Annotated in this window: 20 protein-coding genes; 9 read left to right on the top strand and 11 right to left on the bottom strand. The window is 65.1% G+C overall.

Going from position 1 to position 22,508, the window contains the following annotated elements:
* Positions 1-30: 30 nt before the first annotated feature.
* Entirely contained in the window at positions 31-1,209 is a 1,179-nt protein-coding gene (locus tag AC0WRY_RS08805; RefSeq protein WP_491122949.1) for a PA0069 family radical SAM protein, read from the bottom strand.
* 222 nt (positions 1,210-1,431) lie between these two features.
* Between AC0WRY_RS08805 and AC0WRY_RS08800 the strand changes: the two genes are divergently transcribed.
* Complete coding sequence (locus tag AC0WRY_RS08800; RefSeq protein WP_491122948.1) at positions 1,432-3,846, top strand: phosphoketolase family protein; 2,415 nt, start codon at positions 1,432-1,434, stop codon at positions 3,844-3,846.
* A 2-nt stretch (positions 3,847-3,848) separates the two neighbouring features.
* Positions 3,849-5,027, top strand: a complete 1,179-nt coding sequence (locus AC0WRY_RS08795) for an acetate/propionate family kinase (protein WP_491122947.1) — start codon at positions 3,849-3,851, stop codon at positions 5,025-5,027.
* A gap of 203 nt (positions 5,028-5,230) precedes the next feature.
* On the opposite strand, the gene AC0WRY_RS08790 is transcribed toward AC0WRY_RS08795, so the two are convergent.
* Positions 5,231-6,070, bottom strand: a complete 840-nt coding sequence (locus tag AC0WRY_RS08790) for an RMD1 family protein (protein ID WP_194406625.1) — start codon at positions 6,068-6,070, stop codon at positions 5,231-5,233.
* Positions 6,071-6,390: 320 nt separating this feature from the next.
* On the opposite strand from AC0WRY_RS08790, the gene AC0WRY_RS08785 reads away from it, so the two are divergent.
* Positions 6,391-6,966: a glycosyltransferase family protein gene (locus AC0WRY_RS08785; RefSeq protein WP_491122946.1), complete on the top strand. Its 576-nt coding sequence runs from the start codon at positions 6,391-6,393 to the stop codon at positions 6,964-6,966.
* 62 nt (positions 6,967-7,028) lie between these two features.
* On the top strand, positions 7,029-7,958 hold the full coding sequence (locus tag AC0WRY_RS08780) for a bifunctional helix-turn-helix transcriptional regulator/GNAT family N-acetyltransferase (protein ID WP_491122945.1): 930 nt from the start codon (positions 7,029-7,031) through the stop codon (positions 7,956-7,958).
* A gap of 49 nt (positions 7,959-8,007) precedes the next feature.
* Here AC0WRY_RS08780 and moaB read toward each other — a convergent pair whose 3' ends face one another.
* Both moaB and ypfJ read right to left on the bottom strand, forming a co-directional pair.
* Complete coding sequence (gene moaB, locus AC0WRY_RS08775; protein WP_211419441.1) at positions 8,008-8,571, bottom strand: molybdenum cofactor biosynthesis protein B; 564 nt, start codon at positions 8,569-8,571, stop codon at positions 8,008-8,010.
* Between the two features lie 161 nt (positions 8,572-8,732).
* Positions 8,733-9,671 carry a KPN_02809 family neutral zinc metallopeptidase gene (ypfJ, locus tag AC0WRY_RS08770; RefSeq protein WP_194406621.1) on the bottom strand — a complete coding sequence of 313 codons (939 nt, stop codon included), beginning with the start codon at positions 9,669-9,671 and terminating at the stop codon, positions 8,733-8,735.
* 439 nt (positions 9,672-10,110) lie between these two features.
* Between ypfJ and AC0WRY_RS08765 the strand changes: the two genes are divergently transcribed.
* The 3 genes from AC0WRY_RS08765 (at position 10,111) to AC0WRY_RS08755 (ending at position 12,504) form a co-directional block, all read left to right on the top strand.
* Complete coding sequence (locus AC0WRY_RS08765; RefSeq protein WP_491122944.1) at positions 10,111-11,241, top strand: site-specific DNA-methyltransferase; 1,131 nt, start codon at positions 10,111-10,113, stop codon at positions 11,239-11,241.
* 124 nt (positions 11,242-11,365) lie between these two features.
* The gene (locus AC0WRY_RS08760) at positions 11,366-11,692 is read left to right on the top strand and encodes a hypothetical protein (protein ID WP_194406619.1); all 327 of its coding nucleotides are present in this window, start codon (positions 11,366-11,368) and stop codon (positions 11,690-11,692) included.
* Positions 11,693-11,817: 125 nt separating this feature from the next.
* The gene (locus AC0WRY_RS08755; RefSeq protein ID WP_491122943.1) at positions 11,818-12,504 is read left to right on the top strand and encodes a glutathione S-transferase family protein; all 687 of its coding nucleotides are present in this window, start codon (positions 11,818-11,820) and stop codon (positions 12,502-12,504) included.
* 58 nt (positions 12,505-12,562) lie between these two features.
* On the opposite strand, the gene AC0WRY_RS08750 is transcribed toward AC0WRY_RS08755, so the two are convergent.
* The 5 genes from AC0WRY_RS08750 to AC0WRY_RS08730 all read right to left on the bottom strand — a co-directional run bounded on the left by AC0WRY_RS08750 (position 12,563) and on the right by AC0WRY_RS08730 (position 18,743).
* Entirely contained in the window at positions 12,563-14,572 is a 2,010-nt protein-coding gene (locus AC0WRY_RS08750; protein WP_491122942.1) for a methyl-accepting chemotaxis protein, read from the bottom strand.
* A 257-nt stretch (positions 14,573-14,829) separates the two neighbouring features.
* Positions 14,830-17,376: an HWE histidine kinase domain-containing protein gene (locus AC0WRY_RS08745; RefSeq protein WP_491122941.1), complete on the bottom strand. Its 2,547-nt coding sequence runs from the start codon at positions 17,374-17,376 to the stop codon at positions 14,830-14,832.
* The gene (locus tag AC0WRY_RS08740) at positions 17,373-17,954 is read right to left on the bottom strand and encodes a biliverdin-producing heme oxygenase (protein ID WP_194406615.1); all 582 of its coding nucleotides are present in this window, start codon (positions 17,952-17,954) and stop codon (positions 17,373-17,375) included. The genes AC0WRY_RS08745 and AC0WRY_RS08740 overlap by 4 nt, the downstream gene beginning before the upstream one ends.
* A 127-nt stretch (positions 17,955-18,081) precedes the next feature.
* Entirely contained in the window at positions 18,082-18,165 is an 84-nt protein-coding gene (locus AC0WRY_RS08735; RefSeq protein ID WP_371746355.1) for a hypothetical protein, read from the bottom strand.
* A gap of 134 nt (positions 18,166-18,299) precedes the next feature.
* The gene (locus AC0WRY_RS08730; protein WP_194406613.1) at positions 18,300-18,743 is read right to left on the bottom strand and encodes a nuclear transport factor 2 family protein; all 444 of its coding nucleotides are present in this window, start codon (positions 18,741-18,743) and stop codon (positions 18,300-18,302) included.
* 91 nt (positions 18,744-18,834) lie between these two features.
* Here AC0WRY_RS08730 and AC0WRY_RS08725 point away from each other — a divergent pair, with 91 nt between their 5' ends.
* Positions 18,835-19,749 (top strand): LysR family transcriptional regulator, encoded by a 915-nt coding sequence (locus AC0WRY_RS08725; RefSeq protein WP_194406612.1) that lies wholly within the window; start codon positions 18,835-18,837, stop codon positions 19,747-19,749.
* A gap of 113 nt (positions 19,750-19,862) precedes the next feature.
* Here the strand turns inward: AC0WRY_RS08725 and AC0WRY_RS08720 are convergent, their stop codons facing one another.
* Positions 19,863-20,483 carry a glutathione S-transferase family protein gene (locus AC0WRY_RS08720; RefSeq protein ID WP_194408204.1) on the bottom strand — a complete coding sequence of 207 codons (621 nt, stop codon included), beginning with the start codon at positions 20,481-20,483 and terminating at the stop codon, positions 19,863-19,865.
* 123 nt (positions 20,484-20,606) lie between these two features.
* Between AC0WRY_RS08720 and AC0WRY_RS08715 the strand changes: the two genes are divergently transcribed.
* Positions 20,607-21,884: a flavin-dependent oxidoreductase gene (locus AC0WRY_RS08715; protein WP_194406611.1), complete on the top strand. Its 1,278-nt coding sequence runs from the start codon at positions 20,607-20,609 to the stop codon at positions 21,882-21,884.
* Between the two features lie 158 nt (positions 21,885-22,042).
* Here AC0WRY_RS08715 and AC0WRY_RS08710 read toward each other — a convergent pair whose 3' ends face one another.
* Entirely contained in the window at positions 22,043-22,465 is a 423-nt protein-coding gene (locus AC0WRY_RS08710) for a PaaI family thioesterase (protein ID WP_194406610.1), read from the bottom strand.
* Positions 22,466-22,508: the final 43 nt, after the last annotated feature.

Genomic DNA, 22,508 nt, shown 5'->3' with positions numbered 1-22,508 from the left:
CGCCTCATCCACTCCAAGTCAGAACAGGGGTCAGAACAGGCTGAGCTGATCGCCGTTCCGCTTCGGCCGCGCAAAGTGATCGGTCGTCAGCTTGGAGCGCCGCTTGTTCAGCCCTAGCCGCTCGCAGGCGATCTCGAAGCGGCGGCCGATGGTCCAGGCCATCGGTCCCGTGCCCTTCATGCGCTCGCCCCATTTGGCGTCGTAGTCGCGGCCGGCGCGCATGTCGCGGATCAGGGTGAAGACGTGGCGATAGCGGTCCGGATAATTCGCCATCAGCCATTCGCGGAAGAGATCGCGCACCTCCAGCGGCAGCCGCAGCAACACATAGGAGGCTTCCTTGACGCCGGCATGGGCGGCGGCATCAAGAATGCGCTCGATCTCGGAATCGTTCAGCGCGGGGATCACGGGCGCGACCATCACAGTGGTCGGAATGCCGGCGTCGGCGAGCTGCTTCAGCGCCTCCAGCCGCTTAGGCGGCGTCGCGGCGCGCGGCTCCATGGTTCGCGCCAGTTTCGGATCGAGCGAGGTCACGGAGATCGCGACCTTGGCGAGGTTGCGCTTGGCCATCCGCTGGAGAATATCGATGTCGCGCAGCACCAGCGCCGACTTGGTGACGATGCCCACGGGATGGCCGGCCCGCTCCAGCACCTCGAGGATGCCGCGCATGATCTTGTGCTCGCGCTCGATCGGCTGGTAGGGATCGGTGTTGGTACCGATCGCGATCATCCGCGGCTCGTAGCCGGAGGCGGCGAGCTCCTTCTCGAGCAGCGCAGGCGCCTCGGGTTTTGCGAACAGCTTGGATTCGAAGTCCAGCCCCGGTGACAGGCCGAGATAGGCGTGGGTCGGCCGGGCGAAACAATAGACACAGCCGTGCTCGCAGCCGCGATAGGGATTGATCGAGCGGTCGAAGCCGATATCGGGGGAATCGTTGCGGGTGATCACCTTGCGCGAGGTGTCGATTGCGACCGTGGTCTTGAACGGCGGCAGCTCTTCCAGGCTCTGCCAGCCATCGTCGAACGCGACGCGCGCCTCGGCCTCAAAGCGGCCGCTGGCATTGGACTGCGCGCCCCGCCCGCGCCGGCGCGCGCGGTCGATGGCGACGCCAAGTTCTGGAAAATCGGCAGGGAAGTCAGAGTCCGCACCCGCCGGCTCGGAGGGCGCCTTGACCGGCGGGTGCTTGAGAGCATGTGAGGATGCTGCTGGACTCATGCAGCCAAGATAGCATGCAAAAGGAACAAATCAAGAACGCAAACCAAAAACCGGAAAACAACCCCATGCAAAGTAAGCCCGCCCAAATTTCGGGCGCGGTCCTTTGACCTCACGCAACATGGCTGTCGCAACGATCTCGTTTGATGCCGGTCAGGGATCGATCGCACCGGAACAATGTTGGTGACGATCGCGGGGCTCAGCTCGGCAACAATCGGCAAGAACATGACAAATCAACAACAATCGGCCACAGCGAGCAATGACCTCGATCTCCTCGATCGCTACTGGCGCGCCGCAAACTACCTCTCCGTCGGGCAAATCTACCTGCTCGACAATCCCCTGCTGCGCGAGCCGCTGCGGGCCGAGCACATCAAGCCGCGTTTGCTCGGCCATTGGGGCACGACGCCCGGCCTGAACTTCATCTATGCCCATCTCAACCGCGTGATCCGCGCGCTCGATCTCAACGTGATCTATGTCTGTGGCCCCGGCCATGGCGGGCCCGGCATGGTCGCCAACACCTATCTGGAAGGCAGCTACAGCGAGATCTATCCCGAGATCGCGCGCGATGCGGACGGACTGCGCAAGCTGTTCAGGCAGTTCTCCTTTCCCGGCGGCATCCCGAGCCATGCAGCGCCCGAAACGCCGGGCTCGATTCACGAAGGCGGCGAGCTCGGCTACGCGCTGGTGCACGCCTATGGCGCGGCGCTGGACAATCCCGATTTGATCGTCGCCTGCGTGGTCGGCGACGGCGAGGCGGAAACCGGCCCGCTCGCTGCATCCTGGCACTCCAACAAGTTCATCAATCCTGCCCATGACGGCGCGGTGCTGCCGATCCTGCATCTCAACGGCTACAAGATCGCCAATCCGACCGTGCTGGGGCGGATGCCGGATGCTGAAATCCGCGATCTCTTCCGCGGGTTCGGACACGAGCCGCTGTTCGTCGAAGGCGACGATCCCAAATTGATGCACCAGGCCATGGCGGACGCGCTGGACGTCGCGCTCGCCAGCATTCGCTCGATCCAGCAGCACGCACGCGACGGCCGCGGCAGCGTCGAGCGGCCGCGCTGGCCGATGATCGTGCTGCGCAGCCCGAAGGGCTGGACCGGGCCGAAAGAGGTCGACGGCAAGAAGGTCGAGGGCTTTTGGCGCGCCCATCAGGTGCCCGTGGCCGGCTGCCGCGAAAACCCGGCGCACCTGAAAGTGCTCGAAGACTGGATGCGCAGCTATGAGCCCGAAAAACTGTTCGACGCGAGCGGCGCCCTCGTTCCCGAGCTTCAGGCGCTCGCGCCCTACGGCAACAGGCGCATGGGCGCCAACCCGCATGCCAATGGCGGCCTCCTGAAGAAAGAGCTGAAGCTGCCGGACTTCCACCGTTTCGCAATCGAGGTGCCGCAGCCCGGCGGCGTCGTGGCCGAAGCGACGCGCGAGCTCGGCAAATTCCTGCGCGATGTCATCCGCCTCAACGCGAAGGAGCGCAACTTCCGCATCGTGGGCCCGGACGAGACCGCGTCAAATCGTCTCGATGCGGTGTTCGAGGCGACCGAACGGGTCTGGATGGAGCCGATCGAACCTTACGACGTTCATCTGGCGCAGGACGGCCGCGTCATGGAGGTGCTGAGCGAGCATCTCTGCCAGGGCTGGCTCGAAGGCTATCTGCTCACGGGCCGGCACGGCTTCTTCTCCTGCTACGAGGCCTTCATCCACATCGTCGATTCCATGTTCAACCAGCACGCCAAATGGCTGAAGGTCACGCGCGAGCTGCCATGGCGGCGCCCGATCGCCTCGCTCAATTATCTCCTGACCTCGCATGTCTGGCGCCAGGACCATAACGGCTTCAGCCATCAGGACCCCGGCTTCGTCGATCTCGTCGCCAACAAGAAGGCCGATATCGTCCGCATCTACTTCCCGCCCGATGCCAACACCCTGCTGTGGATCGCCGACCACTGCCTGCGCACCTACAACCGCATCAACGTCATCGTCGCCGGCAAGCAGCCGGCGCCGCAATGGCTCTCGATGCAGGACGCCGCCACGCATTGCGACGCCGGCATCGGCATCTGGACCTGGGCGGGGACGGAAGAGCCAACGGGCGAGCCCGACGTGGTGATGGCCTGCGCCGGCGACGTGCCGACGCTGGAGACTCTCGCCGCCGTCGATCTCTTGCACAAGGCGTTGCCGGACCTGAAGATCCGCGTCGTCAACGTCGTCGACCTCATGACGCTGCAACCGAAGGAGCAGCATCCGCACGGCCTGTCCGACCGCGACTTCGACAGCCTGTTCACGACGGACAAGCCTGTCATCTTCGCCTATCACGGCTACCCCTATCTGATCCATCGGCTGACCTACAACCGCACCAACCATGCCGGCATGCATGTGCGCGGCTTTGCCGAGGAAGGCACCACGACCACGCCGTTCGACATGGTCGTGCTCAACGAGCTCGACCGCTACCACCTCGCGATCGAGGCGATCGAACGCGTGCCTGGACTGGCGGCCAAGGCCGCGCAGGCCAAGCAGCAATTCCGCGACAAGCTGATCGAACATTCTCGCTATGTGCGGGAGCACGGCGAGGACATGCCGGAGATCCAGGGCTGGGTCTGGCCCAACAGCTCCGGCGGCAACACGCCGACTGAGGCCGGCGACTAGCCATGTCGGACACGGTCCTCGTCCTCAATTCGGGATCGTCGAGCATCAAGTTCGGCCTGTTCGACATCTCGGCGGCTGAGCCCGCCCTGCTCTGCAAGGGCCTGCTCGACGAGCACGAGGCAAAACCTCGCCTCGTCGTGAAGAGTCCGGCGGGCGAGGACCTGTTCGCGACACGGAGAGAGGCGCCGGATGCCGACGGCGGCGATTTGTTCGCCGACGTGCTCGCCTTCATCGAGGAGAGGTTCGACAACCACAGCCTGCGCGCCGTCGGTCACCGGATCGTCCATGGCGGGCCGGACTATTCAGGCCCGGTCGTGCTGACCGACGATGTCACCGCGAAGCTGGACGCGTTGACGCCGCTGGCACCGCTGCACCAGCCGCGGTGCCTTACGCCCGTTCGCGCGCTCGCGGCTATCCGGCCTGCGCTGACGCAGATCGCCTGCTTCGACACCGCCTTCCACCACGGCCTCGCGCCGTCCGCGCGCCGCTTTGCGATTCCACGGCGCTATGAGCAGCGCGGCGTCCGGCGCTACGGCTTTCACGGCCTGTCGTTCGAATATGTCGCGGGACGCCTTGGCGAGATTGCTCCGGAGATCGTCGCCAAACGCACCGTCATCGCACATCTCGGCAACGGCGCCAGCCTGTGCGCGTTGCACCAGGGCCGCAGCATCGACACCACGATGGGACTGACGCCGCTCGACGGCCTCGTGATGGGGACCCGCTGCGGCACCATCGATCCCGGCGTGCTGCTCTATCTGCAACAGCACGAGAAGATGTCGGCGGAGGAGATCCAGCACCTGCTCTATCACGAGTCCGGCCTGCTCGGCGTCTCCGGCATCTCGGCGGACATGCGAACGTTGCTGGCGAGCGGCGAGGCCGCCGCGCGTGAAGCTGTCGATTTGTTCGTCTTCCGGGCGGCGCAGCAAGTCGCGATGATGGCCACCACACTCGGCGGCTTGGACTGCCTGGTCTTCACCGGCGGCATCGGCGAGCATGCCAAGGAAATTCGCAGCGCGATCTGCGAGCGCATCGGCTGGCTCAGCGTGCGGATCGATGCTGCGGCGAATGACGCGACGCGCGAGCGGATCAGCGCGGACGCGAGTGACGTCGAAATATTCGTCGTTCCAACGAATGAAGAGCTGACGATCGCACGGCACTGCAAGATGGTGCTCGTGGGGTGAATTGCCATCGGCGGCCCTTCCCTTCTCCCCTTGTGGGAGAAGGTAGCGCGAAGCGCCGGATGAGGGGTATCTCTCCGCGAGTCTAAATTGCGAGCTGGAGTCGCGGAGACAGACCCCTCGCCCGAGTGAGATTGCATTTCCCAGCAGAGCTGCCCTCTCCCACAAGGGGAGTCGGCACAGTCACGCGCAGCCCTCTCGCTGCACTAATGTGTGCCCGACCATATCTGAAAACACCCGATCGCGACCTCGATCACGATCAGCACCACGACCGCGATCTCGAGGCGGAGCGAGCGCTGGGTGTCGATGATGTCGGTCAGGGCGTTGGCGGTCTCCGACACCGCGGTGAGCTTGCGCTCGAGCGTGTCGAGACGCTCCTTGAGTTCGTACTCGTCCTCGAGACGGGAATAGAGCCGGTCGAGCTCGGGCTTCTCCCAGAGCACGTCGGGCTTCTCGGCGATCGCGACGCGGCCGGCGACGCGCTGCTGCACCAGCAATGCGTTGCCGATCAGTTGCAGGATGGCCCTGCGCCGGCGCGGCGTGCGGCCGTGTTCGGCGAGCTCGCGCGCAAAAGGTTCGATCACGTCGAAGACGGCCGCGACGCGGCGCTCGTCACGTGCCAGCGACGTGCTCTTGGCGAGCGCATCCGCAACCAGCAGCAGCCGGTCGTCGGAGAATTTGGCAAGGCAGATCGGTCCGCCCGGCTGGATCGCCTCGGCGGCCTCATCGTTGCAGAGCTGCGCCTGCGCGATCTCCTCCTCGATGGGGCTGAGCTCTCCGGTCACGCGTGACTTCAAATTGTCGATGAGAACCTTCTCTTCCGAAGGGAGCAGACCGATCAGCACCACGACGCCGTAGCGGAAGATCACGGCAAGACCGGCATGGACGCGGAAGGCCGCCGGGGTGGACGAGACCAGCGTCCCGATCTCCAGGCCGGACGCATTGATGCGGTCGCCCAGCATCAGCGCCCGGATCCGCAAGCTCGGCGCAGCCTCCTGCGTCGGCGATGTTGGCGCCGTGCCAACGGGAAGTTGATCGGCGTTCATATGCGGCCTCCGCCGGCACCAACGTCACACATTTTCCTGCTCGGGTCTTTCTCGCAAGGCGCATCGCCTTCGACGTTTGTTGTCGCGCGCTGCGCAGCGTCGCCGTAAAATTACGGTGAATGCCGCTGGAATGAGCTCGTGCCGAAACATTCGACAATATTGACGGCGTCGCCGTGACACATTTGGCTCCGATGACCGGCTGCGGTTTACCATCCACGCCGAAGCGCCGCCAGAAAGTTGCACTCGGCAATGCTACCGGTTTATGACAGCCTCACAATGAACTACGCTTCTCCCGAAGTGCGGACAGTGAAGTCTCAATCATGCTGAGCGTCATCATCCCGACCGAAGGCGTCGAGCAGACGGCGGTGGCAAGTCTGGCCGCGCTGGTGCCCGGAGCCGCCGCCGGCATCGTCCGGGAAGTGCTTCTGGTCGACGGCACCCGTAACGGCGTCATCGAGCGCGTGGCCGACGTTGCAGGCTGCCGTTTCGTCGGCTTCGAGGGGACCTCGCCGGGGGCCGCACTCGCCGCCGGCGCGCTGCAGGCTCGTTCGCCCTGGTTGATGTTCCTGCCCGCAGGGGCCGTGCTGGAAACCGGCTGGATCGAGGAGACCACCCAGTTCATCCAGGCCGTGGCGACCAGCGGACGGGATCGTGCGGCAGTGTTCCGCTATGCACGCTCGCCTTATGCGGATACCGGATGGCGCGACATCCTCAGGGCCGTGGCACGGGGGCTGGCTGGCCCGTTCGGCGATCAAGGGCTCTTGATTGCCCGTGACCATTACGACCGGGTCGGCGGCTACCCGCCGCAGGCCCGCCGTTCCGAGGCGCAGCTGCTCCGGCGCCTCGGCCGTTCGTCCCGCACCATGCTGCGCAGCCGGATCGTCATGGTCGGCTGATGCCGGCAGATACTTGCCAAAGTCAAATAATTATTTGACAATGGCAAGTATTGAGGTGATCCATGCCCATCGACAGTACCGACGACCATGTTGCCGCGGTCCGCGCCTTCAACCGCTTCTATACTCGCAAGCTCGGTGTACTCGACCAGCATCTTGGCAAGACCTCGTTTTCGCTCAGCGAAGCCCGGGTCCTGTATGAGCTCGCGCATCGCGACGACCTCGCGGCAAAAGAGATCGGAAACGAGCTGGGTCTCGACCCCGGCTATCTCAGCCGCATCGTCCAGAACTTCGATGACAAGGGGCTGATCACGCGCAGGCCCCTGCCCGCGGATCGCAGGCAATACCAGCTCAGCCTCACCGCCAAAGGCCGCCAGACGTTCGCCAAGCTGAACCTGAGCTCGCAAAATGAGGTCGCCGCAATGCTGGCTCAGCTTTCGGCCGGCGATGCATCGCGGCTCACGCAGGCGATGGCGACCATCGAGTCCGTGCTGGAGCAACGCCGAACAAGGCCCGCAGCTTTCATGCTGCGCAGCCATCGCGTCGGTGACATGGGCTGGGTGATCTCCAGGCAGGGTGCTGCCTATGCCGCGGACTACAATTGGGACATCAGCTACGAGGCGCTGGTCGCCGAGATCTGCGCGCAGTTCATCAGGAATTACGACGCCGCGCGCGAGCACTGCTGGATCGCGGAGGTCGATGGCGAGCCGGTCGGCTCGATCTTTCTGGTCAAGGCCACGGACGAGATCGCCAAGCTACGCCTGCTGCAGGTGGAAAAGAAGGCGCGAGGGCTCGGCGTCGGCCGCGCGCTGGTCGAGCAGTGCATCCAGGGCGCACGCGAGCGGGGCTACAGCAGGATGACGCTGTGGACCCAGAGCATTTTGGTCGCCGCGCGCGGCATCTATAAGACCGCCGGCTTCAAGCTCGTGAAGGAAGAGAAGCACCACAGCTTCGGTGTCGATCTGGTCGGCGAGACCTGGGAGATGGATCTCTAGCACTGTCGCAAGGCCGTCGGCGTGGGAGATACGGGTCAGCCATCCGCACCTACGCCGTCGCGCCCTGCGCCTTCGGCCTTCGCAGATGTTCGTCCAACCGCGGCATGATCTCGACGAAATTACAGGGCCGCGTCCGGTAGTCGAGCTGGGCCGCCAGGATGCCGTCCCAGCCGTCGCGGCAGGCGCCGGGGGAGCCAGGCAGGCAGAAGATGTAGGTCGCGCCCGCGACGCCCGCGGTGGCGCGACTCTGGATCGTCGACGTCCCGATCTTGGCGTGGCTCAGCATGTGGAAGGCGATCGAGAAACCGTCCATGCGCTTTTCGAACAGCGGCTCGATTGCCTCCGGCGTGACGTCGCGCCCGGTGAAGCCGGTGCCGCCGGTGGTGATGACGACGTCGACGCCGGCATCCGCGATCCAGCGCCGAACGACGTCACGGATCGCCTCGACGTCGTCGGTGACGATCTCGCGCGCGGCAAGACGATGGCCGGCAGCGGTCAGACGGTCGGCCAGCGTCTGGCCGGACTTGTCGTCGCTGAGCGCGCGCGTGTCCGACACGGTGAGGACCGCGATGTTGAGCGGGATGAACTGCTTGGATTCGTCGATGGAAGCCATTGATGCGTCTCTCATGTCCCGGACAAGGTGCGGCGCATCAGCGCCGCACCGCAGAGCCGGGACCCATCTGGAGACTTGGGAGACCGGCATTGTGGGCCCCGGCTCTGCAGCGCTCCGCTGAAGAAGCGCTGCGCTGCGTCCGGGGCACGAAGTCTTGTTTGTTACCCCCCGCCGCCGAACGTGTTGCAGGCCTGGACCGTGCCCTGCTGGTAGCCGGTCATGAACCATTGCTTGCGCTGCGCGGCCGAGCCGTGCGTGAAAGAGTCCGGCACGACGCGGCCCGTGGCCTGACGCTGCAGCGTATCGTCGCCGATCGCGCTCGCGGTGGTCAGCGCGGCGTCGATGTCGCCGGCTTCCAGGAAGTTCGGACGCTTCTTCGCCTCGCGATTGACCCAGACGCCGGACAGGCAGTCGGCCTGCAGCTCGACCTTGACCTGGAGCGCGTTGGCCTCCGCCTTCGAGCCCGCCTGCTGCTGCAGCCGCGTCACGCGCGGGATGATGCCGAGCAGGTTCTGGATGTGATGGCCGGCTTCGTGCGCGATGATGTAGGCGGTGGTGAAATTGCACGCGGACTTGCCGGAGCAGCCGCGGAAGCGCGTCTCGACCTCGCGGAAGAACGAGGTGTCGAGGAAGATGGTGCGGTCCGGCGGGCAATAGAACGGCCCCATCGCCGACTCCGCCCGGCCGCAGCGGCCGCCATTGGTGACGTTGCGGAACAGCACGACCTTCGGGCCGGTATAGGACTGGCCCGAGGCCTGGAAGATCTCGCTCCAGCGATCGTCGATCTCACCGAGAATGCCCGAGATCATGCTGCCCATCTCGTCGGTCGGCGCGCCGCGCTTGCCTGACGAGGATTGGCGATCCGTCTGGTAGCTCGGTGCCTGGCCACCGCCGGTGAGAATCTCGGCGCCGCCGATCAGGATGCGCGGATCGATGCCGAAGGCGTAGCCGACCAGACCGAGGATGATGATGGTGCCGATGCCGAGCCCGCCGCCGCCCATGGGCAGGCCGAACCCGCCGCCCCCGCCGCCGCCAAAGCCACCACCTTCGTCGCGACGATCCTCGATGTCGTCGCTGCGGCGGAAGTCATCGTAACGCATGGCGGCCTTTCCCTCCGGTGTCCCGATTCGCGGGGCCCTGCTTCGATGTCGTCGGCTCGATGAGCGCACAGGTGCGAAAGCTCAACGCGCCACACACGTAAAATTTCCGTTGCCTTTATCAATATCGTGGCCGGCAAAAATTGCCTAGTGCGGCAACCTGCCGACGCCAGCAATATTTTCCGAGGGTCGAGCAATTTTTTCCGAGAGAAATTTGCGGTCTTTTTGCAGCCATGATGGCGTCCGCGGCCCAGGCAATCGCGAAATCCTCTGTAAAACACGGCGAATGCGCACGATGACATGCACGCAGAACGGGATAAGCGACTTGCTCACCAAAGCGGCGGATTAAGTCGATTTTTACTTTGCCGCTTCAATGTAACGGTCAGTCGGTTGTTTGGTCCCGCGTCGCCGACAGCGTCGCCTGAGTCAGAGTTCTTGAGTCATGGTAGAGTCGCGTCGCGGGGCGTCTGCAAGGGCGCCCCGCACAAATTTTGAGTCTCCGTCGCATCGCATCATCCTCGGCGATTGCGTCGCCGAGATGTCGAAGCTTCAGGCTGGTTCGGTCGATCTCGTGTTCGCCGATCCGCCCTACAATCTCCAGCTCAAGGGCGATCTCAAGCGCCCCGACGAATCCCACGTCGACGCCGTCGACGACGACTGGGACAAGTTCGATTCGTTCTCCGCCTATGACGATTTCACCCGCGCCTGGCTGCTTGCCGCGCGCCGCGCGATGAAGCCGTCGGCGACGATCTGGGTGATCGGCTCCTATCACAACATCTTCCGCGTCGGCGCGATCATGCAGGACCTCGGCTTCTGGCTTCTGAACGACATCGTCTGGCGCAAGTCGAACCCGATGCCGAATTTCCGCGGCCGCCGCTTCACCAACGCGCATGAGACCATGATCTGGGCCGCGCGCGACGAAAAGGCCAAGGGCTACACGTTCAATTACGAGGCGCTGAAGGCCGCCAATGAGGACGTGCAGGCACGGTCCGACTGGCTGATCCCGCTCTGCACCGGCGAGGAGCGCCTCAAGGGCGCCGACGGCAAGAAAGTGCATCCGACGCAGAAGCCGGAAGGCCTGCTGGCGCGCGTGCTGCTGTCGTCATCGAAGCCCGGCGATCTCGTGATCGATCCGTTCAACGGCACCGGCACCACCGGCGCGGTCGCAAAACGCCTCGGCCGCTCCTATATAGGCTTCGAGCGCGACAAGACTTACGCCAAAGCCGCGGAGCAGCGCATCGCCAGGGTCGAGCCGCTGCCGGAAGCCAGCCTCGCCCCGTTCACGACCGCGCGCGAAGCGCCGCGAGTCGCGTTCTCCGAGCTGATCGAGCGCGGCATGATCATGCCCGGCACGAAGCTGTTCGACGCCAAGAAGAAGCTCGGCGCATTGGTCCGCGCTGACGGCGCCATCATGTTCGGCGACAAGGTCGGCTCGATCCACCGCATCGGCGCGGTGGCGCAGGGCGCCCAGGCCTGCAACGGCTGGACCTTCTGGCACGTCGAGACCAAGAAGGGTCTCAAGCTGATCGACGAGCTGCGCGCCGAGATCCGCGCCGGCATGGCGGCGGAGTAGCTCCCTTCGCCGTCATTCCGGGGCTCGCGAAGCGCACCCCGGAACGACGGCGTCAATGGTTGAATGCCGCCGCCGCCAGGACTAGACTCCCCCGATCAGCCTCCGTCCTGGCCGGGCCGCTCCCATGCGACGACAGTCCGAGACATTGCTGTTGGTGCCGCTGCTGCCGATCTTCCTGGTCGGCATGTTTCCGATGTTCCTGATCGCCCTGCTCGGCTTCGCCGGCCTCGCATTGTTCGGCGTGCTCGTGATCTCCGTCGGGCTCGCCAGCAGCAACGAGGCGCACGACAATTTCAATCACGACGTCATCGTCCACGGCTACGCCCGCGGATCGGAGCGCAAGGCGCGGGCCTGCGACATGCATTTGGCCACCCGGCTCGGACTGCGCCTGGAGGCGGCCGGCGTGGCGATGGTCCTTACGGCGGCGATCGGCCTTTGTTACGCCGGCTGATCTGCGTACCGCGCAGATACCGCCCGGCAAACTCGCCGGTTGCCCTCTTCGACGCTGTTCAGGCAAGAGAGGCGGCGCGGCAATGACGCTGCATTCGCGCCTGGCAACAAACCCTGGGGAGACCGATGCTCAAATTCTATTTCAACGGATCGCCGAACCCGACCAAGGTCGCGCTTTATCTCGAAGAGTCCGGGCTGCCCTACGAGCCGGTGAAGATCGACACCCGCAAGGGCGAGCAGTTCACGCCGGACTATCTGAAGATCAATCCGAACGCCAAGGTGCCGGCGATCGACGACAATGGCACCATCGTTTTCGACTCGAACGCCATCCTGCTCTATCTCGCCGAGAAGACCGGCAAGTTCCTGCCCTCCGCGAGCGTGCGCGGCGAGACCCTGTCCTGGCTGATGTTCATCGCCACCGGCGTCGGACCCTATTCGGGCCAGGCGGTGCACTTCAAGCATTTTGCGCCGAAGGACCAGAACCACGACTACGCCCATAACCGCTACCAGTACGAAACCGATCGCCACTATAAGATTCTCGACGGTCACCTCGAAGGCCGCCGCTACATGGTCGGCGACGACTATTCGATCGTCGACATGGCGCTGTGGGGCTGGGCGCGGATGCTGCCGTTCAAGCTCGGCGACGACGCCGTTGCGCGATACCCGAACGTGAAGCGGCTGGTGGACGAGATCTCGGCGCGCCCCGCAGCGGGCCGTGCGATCGCGTTGAAGGACAAGTTCACCTTCAAGGCCGAGATGGACGACGAGGCGCGCGCCAACATGTTCAAGCACATGACGACCAAGGTCGCCTGATCCCACGACAAAGCCGGTCGGGCCACGCGCATGCGCGTGGCCCTTTTGCTTTCAAGCCTCAGGCAGCGTGGACCGAGCTGAGGAACTTGGCGACTTCCTGCTTCAGCCGGTTGCTGTCCGCCGAGAGCAAGCGCGCCGCCGAGAGCACCTGCGACGAGGCTGAACCGGTTTCGGACGCCCCGCGCTGCACGTCGCCAATGTTCGTCGAGACCCGCTGGGTGCCGTGAGCGGCCTGCAGCACGTTACGGGAGATTTCCTGCGTGGCCGCGCCCTGCTGCTCCACCGCAGCGGCGACCGCGGAGGAGATCTCCGACAACCGCTCGATAGTGCCACTGATCTCCCTGATGGCGCCGACCGATTGCTCGGTCGCCGTCTGGATGCTTGCAATCTGCTGGCCGATCTCGCCGGTGGCCTTCGCGGTCTGCTCGGCCAGCGCCTTCACCTCGGTGGCGACGACGGCAAAGCCGCGGCCGGCATCGCCCGCACGAGCGGCCTCAATGGTGGCGTTCAGCGCCAGGAGGTTGGTCTGACCCGCGATGGTGCTGATCAGCTCGACCACGTCGCCGATCCGGGCCGCGGCCTTGGAGAGCTCGCCGACGCGATCGTTGGTCCGGGTGGCCTGGCCGACGGCTTCGCCCGCAATGCGTGCAGACTCCTGCACCTGGCGGGCGATCTCCCCGACCGAGGACGACAGTTCCTCGGTCGCGGTGGCAACCGCCTGGACATTCGCGGTCGCTTCCTGGGACGCGGAGGCGACCTCCGTCGACAGGTCCTGGGCCCGGGAAGCAGTCGTGGTCAAGGTGCCGGCAGAGGCTTCGAGCTCGCTCGAGGCCGTCGACACGGTGTTGACGATCTCGCCCACGGCCTGCTCGAACTGGTTGGCGAGCCTGGCCATGTCCTTCTTGCGGCTTTCGGCCTGCCCTGCCTCGAGCTCGGCCTGCTCGGCGCGCATGCGCTCGGTGTCGATCATGTTGTCCTTGAACACCTGGATCGCCTTGGCCATGTCGCCGATCTCGTCGGTCTTGCCGCGACCGGGGATCTCGACCTCGAGATTGCCGCCGGCAAGCCGCCCCATCGCGCTCGTCATCGAGGCCAGGGGCCCGACGATGCTGCGGGCGATCAGGAACGCGACGATGGCGCCGAACAGGATGGCAAGGCCGCCTGCGATCTCCTGAATGGTCGTCGTGCTCGCGATCACGGCTTCGGCCTGGCTGCGCGAGTCCTGATAGTCCTTCTTCAGGGTCGTTTCCGCGGCCTTGAGCCTGCCGATGCTGTCGACGATGAGGGGCGCGAGGTTCTTGTGATAAATCTCGTCGGCCTGAAGCATCGCTGCGGATGTCGTCTCGAACGCCGATTTGTAGAGGCCGAGCGCGGTCTTCACCGGCGCCAGTGTCGAGCGCAGTTCCGTCGCCTGCGGGCTCTTCTCGAGCGCCGCGAGCCGTTGTGCCGCCCTGTCGACGCTGGCCCGGAAGCTCGCCGGCCCCTGCACATCGCGCAAAGCCAGGAAACGCCAGTTTGCGATTCGGACCAGGAGGATCCTGGATTCGAGGTCGGCGACGAGGGCCGCGGTGTCTTCGTCCACGGCCGCACGCGCCACATCGACCAGCTTGCCGGTCTTGGTGGCGAGATCCTCGCCGCTCGGCAGCAACGTCGCCTTGCCGGTTCTCGCCTCGTTGACGGCGTCGCCGAGATTGTCACGCAGGCGTCGCATTTTGCCGATGTCGTCGATCAGGCCGTTATAGAGCGCCCGCCGCTCCTCGGAGGCCGTTCCTTTTGCACCAACCCGCAACAGCTCGGTCGCCGCGGTCTCGCGCTCTTGCGCCTCCTTCATCGCGGGTTCGTTGGCATCGTAGACATAGCGCAGATTGGCGCGCTGGATGGCCTGAAGGTGGGTAGAGATCTCCAGCACCCGCGCCGTGCTGTCCGAGAGCGCGGACTGTCTTGCGACCTGATCCTGGACCGCCCACAAATTCCAGACGGCGACCACCGCCATCACGAGACCAACCGCCACAAGGGCCATGAAGCCTGCGTACAGGCGTCCCCTGATCCGCAAACGAAACTTCGGCATTCCCACTGTCCACCAAGATGCATTTCACTTCGGGCAGCCGACCGAGTCCGGCGCTCTTTGCCGGCCACCTGGCAGCCGCGCGTCGCGTCCTTGCGACCCACGCTGCACCGCGACACAATGGAGGACACTCGTTAATTGAACCTTCAAATTCTTCGCGCGTGCACGCCTCGTCGCACATCGACTTGCTGATTTTATCGGCAGCTATGCGAAGCTGTGCAAGAATCCGCAGCGGCATGCATAGCGTCGCACGCGAACCCTCAGAGAACGCTGGCTTGCTGCAGTTTGCCGAGGGCGTGGTCGACCACTTCGAGCGTGTAAGGCTTCTGGATGACCGGCACCGAGGCAAGCTCGGCCGGAAGCGGCGCGCGCTCGCCATAGCCGGTTGCGAAGATGAAGGGCACGCCGATCTCTTTCAGCTTCTGCGCCACCTTGATGCTGCTCTCGCTGCCGAGGTTGAGATCGAGCAGGGCAAAACTCGGCCGCGTGCGTTCAATCGAACGCAGCGCCTGATCGACGCTCGCGGCGGTGTCGACGTGGCGTGCGCCGAGATCGAGCAGGATGACCTCCGCCGCCATGGCGATGATCAGATTGTCCTCGACGATCAGCGCGGTCTCGGACAGCCGTGGACGGCTGGACTGTTGCTCCTCGATGCGCATGGCGGCTCCTGCTATTGATGGCACGATTTCTACGAAATTTGCGGGGATGACGAAGGTCGCCTGCACACCCAGAAGATCGAAGCGGATCTCGGCGTCGCCCTTGAGATCGAACGGCACCGAGCGCTCGATGATCGTGGTGCCGAAGCCCCGCCGCGACGGCGGCTGCACCGGCGGGCCGCCGCTTTCCTTCCATTCGATCACCAGGCTCGACGAGGGATCGAGGCGCCAGACCACCTCGACGCTGCCGGTGGAATCGGCGAGCGCGCCATATTTGGCGGAATTCGTCATCATCTCGTGGACGACGAGCGCCAGCGTGGCGAACGCCTTGGGATCCAGCGCGACGTCGGGCCCGCCCATCTTCACCCGGCCTGCGCGCGCCCCGAGATAGGCGCCGGCCTCGGATTCGACGAGGGTTCGCAGCGCCACCGGCGCCCAGTTCAGATTGGTGATCTGGTCGTGGGCGCGCGCCAGGGCCTGGATGCGGCCGCCGAGAACGCTGGCGAACTCCTCGACGCTCGTCGCGGTGTCCTTGCTCTGCGCCACCAGGGCGCGGACCAGGCTCAGGATGTTGCGGACGCGGTGGTTGAGCTCGGCGATCATCAGCTCCTGCCGCTCCTGCGCGCCGCGGCGCTCGCGCGCGGCGAGGTCGGACAATTGCAGGATGACTTCCAGCAGCGTGACTCGCAGGCTCTCGGCGATGCGGATGTCGGCCGCCGACCACGGCTTCGACTGGCCCGCCACCGTCTCCTGCCACAGCTCGAAGCTCTTGCGCGGCGTCAGCCGCGGCCCGTTCGGACCTTCATCATAGACCTTGTCGGGAGCGCCGGCCCAGTTCACGGACCGCACGACCTCGCGGCGGAAGAAGATCAGGCAATCGCGCGGGGTTCGCGAGATCGGAATGGCGAGAAAACCCGCCGCACGGTCGCGGAAGGACTGGCCGGCGGCATAGACCTTGGCGATCTCGGCGCTCGCCAGGATCCGCCCGGGCGAGGTCCGGTTGATGAAGGCGACGAGGTCCTTCACTTCCTCCTCGGTCGGCGTGTCTCCTTGAAGCGCGATCTTGTTGTCCGACCACACCGCGACGCCGTCGCAGTCGACCATCTTGCGATAGTCGCCGAGGAAGTCGACGATGGCGCGGCGGCTGTGCTCATGCGCAGCCGCGATCTCGATCAACCGCTCCTGAACCTGGTGGGCACGGGCTTCATAGGCGACGTCGCCCTCGCGCTCGCGCCCCTCGACGATCCAGGAGAACATCTGCCCGAACAGCTCGGAGGCCGTACGCTTGTCGAATGAGATGTAACGCGGCGAATAATGATGGCAGGCAAACAGTCCCCACAGCTTGCCGTCGCGCAGGATCGACACGGACATCGAGGCGGCGACACCCATGTTGCGCAAATATTCGATGTGAATCGGCGAGACCGAGCGCAGCACGCTCATCGACAGGTCGAGCAGCCCGGCATTGTGTGTGGCCGTGGACACCAAGGCTGCCGGTACGGCATTGACGTCGGCGATGATACGCAGCCAGTTGCGCTGATAGAGCGCTCGGGCCTGCCTCGGGATGTCGGAGGCGGGATAACGCAGGCCGAGGAAGGATTCGAGTCCCGCCTCCGCGGTCTCGGCGATCACCTCGCCCGATCCGTCCGGGTGAAACTGATAGACCATCACCCGGTCGAAGCCGGCCAGCGCCTTGAGCTGGCGCGCCGCCTCGCGCGCAAGATCGGTCATGCCGCGCGTCTTGCGGATCCGGTCGAGCATCAGGCGGACCAGCTCGCCGGAGTTGACACCCGGCTCGTGGACGCTCGGCTCCGCCTCGATGATGAGGTAGACGCCGGAGAAATGGATCGAGAGATCGTATTGCGGCTTGCCGGCCTGGAGCTCGATACCGAACAGGCGCTCGGTCGCATCCGGCCCGCTCAGATGATCGACGCGGCTGCGGATGGTCTCGACGGCCGCTTCGGAGATGACGGTCGCCAACGGCCGCTGGAGGATGTCGGCAAGATCGCTTCCGAGAAAGCCGCCGACATTGTCCGAGGCCATGCAGATCGTGAAATCCGAGAGAACGACGAGCATGAAGCCAAACGGCTGCACGCTGCCGGGAATGTGGATCGGCTCGCGATCGCAATTGGTGAGATTGACGGCCTCGTTCATGCGCGGTCCGCCGCCTGCTCGAACGCGGCGAAAGCCATGCGCGCCGCCGCGATCACCTCGACCTCGTCGCAGGCCTCGCTTTCGAGCTTCGCCAGGAAGCTCTGCCAGAGCCGCTTGCCTGTGCCGTGACGGAGATAGAGAGTGGCCGCGCTGATGCGCGGATCGGCGGCCTCCGCGACCTCTTTCAGCAGGAACTTGGCCCCGAGCCGGGAGCCCTCCAGCACGTACATGGTCCCGAGCAAGCCCCCGGGCGTCAGCGGCAGCACCGATACGGGAGATGGCGCGGCGCTGCCGAGCCGTCCAAGATCTGCCGCGATCGCCGCGCTGCGCGCCCGCTCCGGCCAGTCGGGAAACATGAAGGTGACGCCAGCCGCCTCGAGCGCGGATTCGAGCGGAAGCAGCGCGCCGGCGCTGGCCTGGAGAAAGCGGCGATAGCCGGTCAGGACGGTGAGATCGAACGACGACAATTGCGCATCGAGCTCCCGGTGCGCCGCCGCGGTCGCGTCTCTCAATCGTCCACGGAGTCCGGGAAAGCTGCTGTCTACCTGTGTGGAAACGTCCGAAACCCCAGCCAGCATGAACTTCCCAAACGCGCGCGATGCCGCGGCGCAATTGCCCCGGAAGCGAAGAAAACGCCGGCGGAACCCAAAGGGTTCCACCGGCGCTGCAAAATTGGCGCGGGTGACGGACCATGCCCCCGGACCTCTATTGCCGGAGGCGGGGCTTGTGCAGCTCGTACGTGATCTCCGCCCTGGTCATTCCGCAGTCCAGAAGCTCCCGCTCGGTCATTGCAGCGAGTTGATTTCGGACCCGGGACCCTTCGCGCTTGTGCCGGAGCATCTCGACGAGCGCCTGCCAGGCCCGCATGACCCTCGCCGGCTCGGCCCGATGACACCGGCCGGCGGAGGTGACGCGCACGCTCCTCAGCTCGCAGCTCTCACCGGCGCCTGCGGAAAAGGACCAAGCGCCCGCTCCGTCAGGATCGAGTCGCAGTACTCGCGGATTTCCTTGATCTTGCCGCCCTCGAGACGAAACACCAGGCAATAGTCGTTGTCGTAGCGCACGCCCTCAGGCGTGACGTTGTCGCCCTTGGCCTCCACGACGACTACGTCGCCGTCGGCGATGAAGCGGTGCGCGACCGTGCGCGTGCGGTCGCGCAGTCGGCTGCGCACATAGCCGTGCAGATCGACAAGGATTGCCTCCTTGCCCGAAAAGGTGCGCGACCAGGAATATTGGCCGGTGACAACCCATTTGGCGTCCTCGGCAAGGCTTGCGGCGAACAGGGCACGATCGCGCGCGGCAGGATCGGGATTGGCGGCGGCGGCGAAAATATCCTGCATCAGTTTCTTGTTGGCGGCGGCGCTCATGGCGGCATCTCCGTTTGGTGAGAACACGGAGATCATCGCCGCGCGAAGACAATTCTTCAAATCGATAGAGAATATGATATCTATTCGTTTGATGAATTTGACTTCGCTCGACCTCAATCTGCTGACCGCCCTCGACGCGCTTCTGCGCGAGGCCAGCGTCAGTCGTGCCGCCATGCGGATCGGGCTGTCGCAACCGGCGACGAGCCACGCGCTGCAGCGCCTGCGCGACATCTTCGGCGATCCGCTGCTGGTGCGCACCGGCGCGCGGATGGAGCTGACGCCGCGGGCGCAGGCCCTGCGCGCGCCGCTCGCGCAGGCGCTCGACCAGGTGCGCGGGTTGTTCGTGCCCGACGATTTCGACGCCGCGCGCAGCGAACGACAATTCCGCCTGATGATGCCAGATCTCGCAGTCGAGCTGCTGATGCCGCCGCTCATGGAGAAGGTGACGCGGGCCGCGCCCAATGTTCGCATCGACATCGTGCCGTGGCGGGGACCTGCGATCTTCCACGCCGAGTTCGCCCAAACCATCGACCTCGTGATCTCGATCGGCAATGCCTTCAAAGGCTTTCACCGCCAGCTGCTCTACACCGACAGCGACGCCCTCGCGGTGCGGCGCGGCCACCCCTGGGCCGCGAAGCTGAAGCGGCGCGAGACCTTCCTGGCCGCGCGCCATGTCGGCGTGATCATCCGCGGCAGCAACGAGGATCTGATCGACACCTGGCTGCAAGCCAAGGGCATCGAGCGGCATATTTCGCTGGTCGTATCAGGATATCTCGAAGCACTGCACGTCGCCGCCCGGACCGATCTCGTCGCCTTCGTGCCGCGCCGGCTGATCGCCGCATTGTCGAAACAGCTCGGCCTCGTCACGGTGACGCCGCCGCTCGACCCCGGCATCGACGAGCAGTTCATGTTCTACCCGACGCGGGCGCAGATGGACCCGGGCTCGATCTGGTTGCGGCGGTTGATGCTGGAAACGGGCCGGGAGCTGGAGAACAAATCTTCGTAGGCGGATCAGCGAAGCGTAATCCGCCTACCTCGTCGAGATCGCTGAGCATGGTGGGTTACGCCGAGCAAATGCGCCTTGCGCATCTGCTCAGCTAACCCACCCTACAAGAGCTGTCACGCCTTCTGCGCCGCCATCACCTTCGCCACCGCCGGGCGGTCCGACATGCGCTTGAAGTGATCGGCGATCTTCGGCGTGGCCTTGATGTCGACGCTGTCGCCTTCGAGCCAGGTCGAGAGCGTGTAGAGATAGGGATCGCAGATCGTGTACTGCTCGCCCATCACCCACGGCCCCTTGAACATTTTCTGCTCCATCAGCGCGAAGCAGGCGGCCATGGTCTGCGGAACCTTCGCCTTCATGTCGGCGAACGAGCTCTCCTGCGTCGCCCAGCGCGCACCGCGCATCTTGTGGGCGTGATTGATGTGCACGGTCGAGCACAGATAGGAGTTGAACGACTGCACCTGGGCGAAGTCGAAGGGATCGTCGAGCGGCGCGAGTTTAGCCTTGGGGAATGTCTGCGCGAGGTAAGCCAGCATCGCCGGCGTCTCGGTGAGGACGCCGCGATCGGTCACCAGCGCCGGGACGCGGCCCTTCGGGTTGATCTTGAGGTAATCCGGGCTGTTCTGCTGGTTGTCCTTGAAGCTCAGCCGCTCGGCCGTGTAGTCGGCGCCGGCCTCTTCCAGCGTGATGTAGGTGGCGAGCGCGCAGGTGCCGGTGGCGTAGTAGAGCTTGAGCATGTCGGACCTCATGGGAAAACCCGAGGTTAACGGCCCCCCGCCGCGCCGTCCATAGGCGACCTCTTCGCAGTTGCCCACCGCCGCCCTGCCATGCGAAGACGCGTCAATCGGAGGGGGATTGTCATGACCGTACTCATCGCCGGTGGCGGCATCGGCGGCCTGACGCTTGCGCTCAGCCTGCACCAGATCGGCGTTCCCGTAAAAGTGTTCGAGAGTGTCGCCGAACTGAAGCCGCTCGGCGTCGGCATCAACGTGCTGCCGCATGCGGTGCGCGAACTGATCGAACTCGGGCTTTTGGACAGGCTGGACGCCAGCGGCGTGCGGACGCGCGAGCTCGCCTATTTCTCCAAGCACGGCAAGCCGATCTGGAGCGAGCCGCGCGGGCTGGAGGCCGGCTACAAATGGCCGCAATTCTCGATCCACCGCGGCACGCTGCAGCAGCTCCTGCTCGACACCGCGGTCGAGCGGCTCGGCCGCGGCAACATTCTCACCAGCCATCATCTGACCAGTTGGACCGAGACCGCAGACGGCGTGCGCGCCGACTTCATCGACCGGGCGACCGGTAGTGCCGCCGGGACCTATGATGGCGCGATCCTGATCGCGGCCGACGGCATTCATTCCGCCGCGCGAGAAAAGCTCTACCCGAACGAAGGCCCGCCGATCTGGAACGGCCGCATCCTCTGGCGTGGCGTCACGCCGGCGAAAGCCTTCCTCAGCGGCCGCACCATGATCATGGCCGGGCATGAGATCCTGAAATTCGTCTGCTATCCGATCAGCAAGGAGCCGGATGCATCCGGCAATCACCTGATCAACTGGGTCGCCGAGCGACATATGCCCCCGACCTATCAGTGGCGGCGCGAGGACTATAACCGAACCGCGCGGCTGGAAGAGTTCCTGCCCTGGTTCGAGAGCTGGCAGTTCGACTGGCTCGACGTGCCCGGCCTGATCCGAAACTGCCCCCACGCCTATGAATATCCGCTGGTCGACCGCGACCCGGTCTCGCAATGGACTTTTGGCAAGGTCACGCTGATGGGCGATGCCGCGCATCCGATGTATCCGATCGGCTCGAACGGCGCCTCGCAGGCGATCCTCGATGCCCGCACCATCACCCGCGAGATTCTCGCGCATGGCCCGACGAGCGCGGCGCTGCTCGCCTATGAAGCCGAGCGCAGGCCCGCGACCACCGACCTCGTCCTGCTCAACCGCAAGAACGGCCCCGAGCAGGTGATGCAGCTGGTCGAGGAGCGCGCGCCCGACGGGTACCAGGTCGTCACCGACGTGTTGTCGCAAAAGGAGCTGGAAGACATCGCGGCGAACTACAAGCGCGTGGCGGGGTTCCAGGTGGAGGCGCTGAACGCCAAGCCGCCGATCGTGAGCAAGGATGCGCGGGCGGGAGCTTAGGACTTCGCGCGAAGCGAGATGCGCATGAATGCGCCCTGAGGGGTTTGTCCCCCCGCGCTCAACTCGCGATGAGAGTTCGCGGAGAGATACCCCTCATCCGGCGCTTCGCGCCACCTTCTCCCGCAAGGAGAGAAGGGAAGAGGAGCGCGCGGCCCGGCCTATTTCCCCACCACCCTCGCCGCCTCCAGCAATCGCTCGCTCGCGCTTGCCGTTGCCAGCACCGTGCCGTCTTCCGCCATCAGCTTCGCCTCGACGAACGCAATCGTCTTGCCGAGCTGCGTCACCTTGGCCTCGCCGACAATCGTCCCAGGCTTGGCCGGCGCCAAAAAGTTCACGGTCATGCTGATGGTGGTGGTGTAGAGCCGGCCCTCGCTCATCACCAGCACGGCCGGGCCCATGGTGTCGTCGAGCATGGCCGAGAGCATGCCGCCCTGGATGAAGCCTGCCGGATTGCAGAACTCGGGCCTGGCTTCGAAGGCGAGCTTGATCCAACCGTCCTCCGGACGCGCATCGAGTAGCCGCCACCCCAGCAGCTCGGCACAGGGCGGTCTTGGAAAGTTGTCGAGTGCGGTCTTGACCATTGGCAGCCTCCGTTTCGCAATCCCCTAGCGCAACGCTGCTGCC

The sequence above is a fragment of the Bradyrhizobium sp. T-12 genome (assembly GCF_058314695.1).
Note: the sequence above shows the minus strand (reverse complement) of the source record. Positions and strands in the feature narration are given on the sequence as shown.

What these genes read in the sequence shown, in the direction of transcription:
- AC0WRY_RS08760 (WP_194406619.1), top strand. Translation starts at nt 11,366, where the DNA reads ATGCGACGACAGTCCGAGACATTGCTGTTGGTGCCGCTGCTGCCGATC.
- AC0WRY_RS08795 (WP_491122947.1), top strand. Translation starts at nt 3,849, where the DNA reads ATGTCGGACACGGTCCTCGTCCTCAATTCGGGATCGTCGAGCATCAAG.
- ypfJ (WP_194406621.1), bottom strand. Translation starts at nt 9,671, where the DNA reads ATGCGTTACGATGACTTCCGCCGCAGCGACGACATCGAGGATCGTCGC.
- AC0WRY_RS08725 (WP_194406612.1), top strand. Translation starts at nt 18,835, where the DNA reads ATGAATTTGACTTCGCTCGACCTCAATCTGCTGACCGCCCTCGACGCG.
- AC0WRY_RS08785 (WP_491122946.1), top strand. Translation starts at nt 6,391, where the DNA reads ATGCTGAGCGTCATCATCCCGACCGAAGGCGTCGAGCAGACGGCGGTG.
- moaB (WP_211419441.1), bottom strand. Translation starts at nt 8,571, where the DNA reads ATGGCTTCCATCGACGAATCCAAGCAGTTCATCCCGCTCAACATCGCG.
- AC0WRY_RS08720 (WP_194408204.1), bottom strand. Translation starts at nt 20,483, where the DNA reads ATGCTCAAGCTCTACTACGCCACCGGCACCTGCGCGCTCGCCACCTAC.
- AC0WRY_RS08735 (WP_371746355.1), bottom strand. Translation starts at nt 18,165, where the DNA reads ATGACCGAGCGGGAGCTTCTGGACTGCGGAATGACCAGGGCGGAGATC.
- AC0WRY_RS08715 (WP_194406611.1), top strand. Translation starts at nt 20,607, where the DNA reads ATGACCGTACTCATCGCCGGTGGCGGCATCGGCGGCCTGACGCTTGCG.
- AC0WRY_RS08750 (WP_491122942.1), bottom strand. Translation starts at nt 14,572, where the DNA reads ATGCCGAAGTTTCGTTTGCGGATCAGGGGACGCCTGTACGCAGGCTTC.
- AC0WRY_RS08740 (WP_194406615.1), bottom strand. Translation starts at nt 17,954, where the DNA reads ATGCTGGCTGGGGTTTCGGACGTTTCCACACAGGTAGACAGCAGCTTT.
- AC0WRY_RS08800 (WP_491122948.1), top strand. Translation starts at nt 1,432, where the DNA reads ATGACAAATCAACAACAATCGGCCACAGCGAGCAATGACCTCGATCTC.
- AC0WRY_RS08755 (WP_491122943.1), top strand. Translation starts at nt 11,818, where the DNA reads ATGCTCAAATTCTATTTCAACGGATCGCCGAACCCGACCAAGGTCGCG.
- AC0WRY_RS08730 (WP_194406613.1), bottom strand. Translation starts at nt 18,743, where the DNA reads ATGAGCGCCGCCGCCAACAAGAAACTGATGCAGGATATTTTCGCCGCC.
- AC0WRY_RS08805 (WP_491122949.1), bottom strand. Translation starts at nt 1,209, where the DNA reads ATGAGTCCAGCAGCATCCTCACATGCTCTCAAGCACCCGCCGGTCAAG.
- AC0WRY_RS08765 (WP_491122944.1), top strand. Translation starts at nt 10,111, where the DNA reads ATGGTAGAGTCGCGTCGCGGGGCGTCTGCAAGGGCGCCCCGCACAAAT.
- AC0WRY_RS08790 (WP_194406625.1), bottom strand. Translation starts at nt 6,070, where the DNA reads ATGAACGCCGATCAACTTCCCGTTGGCACGGCGCCAACATCGCCGACG.
- AC0WRY_RS08710 (WP_194406610.1), bottom strand. Translation starts at nt 22,465, where the DNA reads ATGGTCAAGACCGCACTCGACAACTTTCCAAGACCGCCCTGTGCCGAG.
- AC0WRY_RS08745 (WP_491122941.1), bottom strand. Translation starts at nt 17,376, where the DNA reads ATGAACGAGGCCGTCAATCTCACCAATTGCGATCGCGAGCCGATCCAC.
- AC0WRY_RS08780 (WP_491122945.1), top strand. Translation starts at nt 7,029, where the DNA reads ATGCCCATCGACAGTACCGACGACCATGTTGCCGCGGTCCGCGCCTTC.